We start from the raw sequence: 3,825 nt of genomic DNA on the forward strand, positions 1-3,825 counted from the left end.
TCGCCAAGGTGAATGGTATCGACCTGATGCCGATGAAGGATGGCAAGAAGCAGACGATCTGAGGCCCCGGACGGCTGGCCTTACCGCCGGCCTCTTCCGATCCCCTCATCGGTGTCGGCGAGCAGCTTGTGCACGGCGTTGCGGGCGGCTGCCGGCCGCTGCAGGCGGATGCTCTTCTCGATCGCCTCGTGCAGATTCTGCGCCCGCCGCTGATCGCCGACCTGGCGCGTGGTGAAAGCGAAGAGATGGTCGAGCGCCGATTCGATCAGCACGCCGAGCGGCACCAGCAGGTCGTTGCCCGACGCCCGCAGGATGGCGAGGTGGAAGCGCGTATCGGCACGGATGCGCTCGGCCAGGTTGGCCGCCTCCCCCATCTCGCGGCACGCCAGGCTGATCTCGGCCATCTCCTCGTCGCTGCGCCGCATCGCGGCAAAGGCGGAGGCCTCCGGTTCGATGATGTGACGGAACTCCTGCACGGTGCGCAGGAACGCCTCGCGATCCGGTGCGGTCGCGTACCAGGCCAGCACGTCGCGGTCGAGCAGGTTCCAGCGCTCCTTCGGCTCGACCCAGCTGCCGATCTTGGGACGCGATGCCAGAAGGCTCTTGGCCATCAGCATCTTGATCGCCTCGCGCACCGCCGAACGGCTGACATTGAAGGTTTCGGCCCATTTGGCCTCATTTGGCAGGATGCTGCCGGGCGGATAGTCGCCGCGCACGATCCTGAGCCCGATCTCGCTGGCGAGCGATGCATGAACGCTGGACCCGGGAAAGTGCGCCGCATCCGCCCTGCGGACGACCGCCGTATCGCGGTTGGCTTGCGCCTTCGCCCGACCAGCCTGTTTCTTTGCCTTTTCGTCCGGCATCCACGTTCCAATAGGTCGGCCGTCTGTCGCCCGGATTGATCCGGAGCCGCGCGGCGCGCCGATCCCGTTGCCGAAAAACCAAACCATGGGCGCGACAAAGCCGGAGCCGCTGGCCCCTGAAGCGTCTGCCCCAATCATCCGACGAGGTGGAGGGGCGCCCGCTTGGCGGGCGCCCCTGATCGAAAACCCTACTTCTGGATGCAGGTGTCGACCGTGTCCTTGGTGCATTCGTCGAGACCGGTGAACACCGGATCGTCAACCTTCTTGCCCGTGACCAGGTCGATCATCACCGATGGCGCCTTGTAGCCCATTTCGAAGGGCCGCTGGCCGACCAGCGCGGTGACAAGGCCGTCCCTGGCGATCGCCACCTCGTCGCCGATCGTGTCGGCGGCGCCGATGACGAAGTCGTTCTTGGCCAGCCGGTCCTTCAGCGGTCCGACCAGGTCGCGATAGGGCTGCGGCGCGCCGAACAGCGGCCAGCCGCCCATGATGCCGAACGCGTCGAGCTTGGGATTGGCGGCGAGGATGTCGGTCATCGCCTGAACGCCCTTGGCGCCGTCGTCATTGGTGAACACCGGGCAGCCGGCGACTTCCGTCCAGCCGCCTTCGCCGGCAAGGGCCGCGAGGCCCTCCTTGCCCGTCAGCGCGTCGCGCATGCCTTGCGCGCGGCGCAGGATGTTGTCGGCCGCCGGATTGCCCTCGATGGTGCAGATCGTGCCGCCGTTCGGCTTGGCCTTCTTGATGTACTCGCCGATCTTCTTGCCCATCAGATAGTTGTCGGTGCCGAGATAGGTCTTGCGCAGCGCCGCGTCTTCCTTGGCGAGGTCGGCGTCGACGGTCATGATCGGAATCGACGGATTGGCGCTCTTGATCGTCTGCGCGATCAGCGGCGCGTTGGACGGCGAGATCGCCATCGCCACCGTGTCGGCCTTGCTCAGCATATCCTGCACGATCTGCGCCTCGCCGGCCTCGTCGGAAGTCGATGCCGGGCCGGTGTAGAAGCATTCATATTCCGAGCTGGCGTTTTCCTTGTTCCACTTCTCGCAGCCCTGGTGGATGGCTTCGAAGAACGGATTGTCGAGACCTTTCACCACGATGACGAGCTGCTTCTTGGCCAAAGCCGGCCCGGCGCCCAGCGCCATGGCGGCGACGGCGGCGAGCAATACTGTTTTCCTCATGTCAGTCCTCCCTTGGAAACAGACGGACACGGCGTGCCCGCCACACAAACCAGCCAGGATGCGAGATGACTGAGACGCGTGCGCTCATTCAATCCGGCCAGGCCGATAAGCATTTTCAGATGCGACCAGTTCAGCGATGACGCCGCACGATCGCCAAAACCTTCCGAACGGTGGCGCCGCCGATGGCGTCGTCAAGGCCGGCATGTCTTCCTCCGACGCTCAACTAATAACGGCTTGCCGCCAACGTCAATTGCTATTTGTCCTACAAAACTGATTTTTCAAAAACAGCACGCCACTATTCGTCTGACAATTGCCCGTCGACAATTGACGCCCGCGACGCCATTCGCGTAAATGACGGCATCGCTGTCCCGGGAGGAGTTGGGAAGGCGAATGGATGCCGTCGCCTGTCCGCGGGCGGATGGGCCTGATATGGGAGGCAAAGACTGGTGGCGGTTCTCGAACTCACCAACATCTCGAAGCATTTCGGCGCCATCCAGGCGGTCAACGACGTGTCGCTGTCGATCGAGCCCGGACAGGTTGTCGGCCTGATGGGAGACAATGGCGCCGGCAAATCGACGCTGGTCAAGATGATAGCCGGCAATTTCCGGCCGAGCCATGGCACGATGCGGATGGATGACAAGGAGCTGATCCTGCATAAGCCGGTCGAGGCGCGCCAGCACGGCATCGAGATCGTTCACCAGGACCTGGCGCTCTGCAACAATCTGACTGCGGCGGCCAATGTCTATCTCGGCCGCGAATTGCGCCGCGGCGTCGGCCCGTTCCGCATCCTCGACTACGCCGCCATGTACAAGCGCGCCGGCCAGATCTTCGCCGAACTGAAATCCGAGACCCGCCCGCGCGACCTCGTCAAGCAGATGTCGGGCGGCCAGCGCCAGGCGGTGGCGATCGCTCGCACCATGCTGTCTCAGGCCAAGATCGTGCTGATGGACGAGCCGACGGCGGCGATCTCGGTGCGGCAGGTCGCCGAAGTGCTGAACCTCATCCGTCATCTGCGCGACCAGGGCATCGCTGTCGTGCTGATCAGCCACCGCATGCCCGACGTCTTCGACGTCGCCGACCGCGTCATCGTCATGCGGCGCGGCCGGAAGGTCGCCGACAAGGCGATCGCGTCGAGTTCGCCCGAAGAGGTCACCGGGCTGATCACCGGCGCCATCGAGCAGGTGGCATGAGAATGGCGAACCCGGATTTCACCGCGCATCGGCAGCGCAGGAAAGGTCGATAATGGCAGTCACCCTTGACCAGACGATCGCGCAGAAGCAGCACACCTTGCTGTCGCGCCTGTTCTCCAGCCAGACTTTCTGGGTGGTGATCGCCGTCATCCTGGCCTGTATTTTCCTGTCCTTCGCCACCGATGCCTTCGCCACATCGAAGAACCTCTACAACATCACCCGCAACATCACCTTCGTCGCCATCGTCGCGCTCGGCATGACCTTCGTCATCATCACCGGCGGCATCGACCTGTCTGTCGGTTCGGTGCTGTGCCTATGCTCGATGGTGCTGGCGGTCACCATGCATGCCGGTTATTCGATCGAGATCGGCATTCTGGCCACTATCGCCACCGCGCTCGTCATCGGCGCCTTCAATGGCATTTTTATCGCCTACCTGGGCTTTCCGCCCTTCGTGGTGACGCTCGGCATGCTGTCGATCGCCCGTAGCCTTGCCATGGTCGCCTCAAACAACACCGTCGTCTTCCAGTTCGGGCCGGACCACAACAAGCTGCTGGCGCTCGGCGGCGGCGCCTGGGTGTTCGGCATCGCCAATCC

At 63.8% G+C, this 3,825-nt stretch carries 4 protein-coding genes; 2 read left to right on the forward strand and 2 right to left on the reverse strand.

Annotated elements, in window-relative coordinates; translation table 11 throughout:
• Positions 1-80: 80 nt before the first annotated feature.
• Positions 81-863: a FadR/GntR family transcriptional regulator gene (locus EOA36_RS30125; protein ID WP_127280593.1), complete on the reverse strand. Its 783-nt coding sequence runs from the start codon at positions 861-863 to the stop codon at positions 81-83.
• Between the two features lie 188 nt (positions 864-1,051).
• Positions 1,052-2,041, reverse strand: coding sequence for a sugar-binding protein (locus EOA36_RS30130; protein WP_127280594.1), 990 nt, complete (start codon positions 2,039-2,041; stop codon positions 1,052-1,054).
• A gap of 446 nt (positions 2,042-2,487) precedes the next feature.
• Between EOA36_RS30130 and EOA36_RS30135 the strand changes: the two genes are divergently transcribed.
• Positions 2,488-3,231, forward strand: a complete 744-nt coding sequence (locus tag EOA36_RS30135) for an ATP-binding cassette domain-containing protein (protein ID WP_127280595.1) — start codon at positions 2,488-2,490, stop codon at positions 3,229-3,231.
• 52 nt (positions 3,232-3,283) lie between these two features.
• Positions 3,284-3,825 (forward strand): ABC transporter permease (locus tag EOA36_RS30140; RefSeq protein WP_145969380.1); only part of this gene is annotated, 542 nt, incomplete at its 3' end.

It is taken from the genome of Mesorhizobium sp. M8A.F.Ca.ET.021.01.1.1 (genome assembly GCF_003998025.1).
GTDB lineage: Bacteria > Pseudomonadota > Alphaproteobacteria > Rhizobiales > Rhizobiaceae > Mesorhizobium.

Excerpts from the sequence above, each read along its gene's own strand:
- EOA36_RS30125 (WP_127280593.1), bottom strand. The coding sequence starts at position 863 with ATGCCGGACGAAAAGGCAAAGAAACAGGCTGGTCGGGCGAAGGCGCAA.
- EOA36_RS30130 (WP_127280594.1), bottom strand. The coding sequence starts at position 2,041 with ATGAGGAAAACAGTATTGCTCGCCGCCGTCGCCGCCATGGCGCTGGGC.